Here is a 286-nt window from a genome sequence, read left to right as displayed (position 1 = left end):
TGACGTACAGGCAGCTGGACGCGCGGGCGAACCGGTTCGCGCACGCGCTGATCGCCCGCGGCGTGGGCCCCGAACACCTCGTGGCGGTAGCCCTGCCACGCTCCCTGGAGTCGGTCGTGGCGGTCCTCGGCGTACTCAAGGCCGGAGCCGCCTACCTGCCGGTGGACCCGTCGTACCCGAAGCCGCGGATCGCGTTCATGCTGGACGACGCACGCCCCACGGTGACCGTCGACGACCCGGCCATGGTCACCGACGCAGCCGGACCGGACACCGACCCGGCCACCGC

At 73.1% G+C, this 286-nt stretch carries 1 protein-coding gene; it reads left to right on the top strand.

The window, feature by feature from the left end:
• A partial coding sequence (locus tag JK361_RS40805) for an AMP-binding protein (RefSeq protein ID WP_201828303.1) occupies positions 1 to 286 on the top strand: 286 nt, incomplete at both ends.

Source organism: Streptomyces musisoli (assembly GCF_016741855.1).
In the GTDB taxonomy this organism is placed as follows: domain Bacteria; phylum Actinomycetota; class Actinomycetes; order Streptomycetales; family Streptomycetaceae; genus Streptomyces; species Streptomyces musisoli.
Note: the sequence above shows the minus strand (reverse complement) of the source record. Positions and strands in the feature narration are given on the sequence as shown.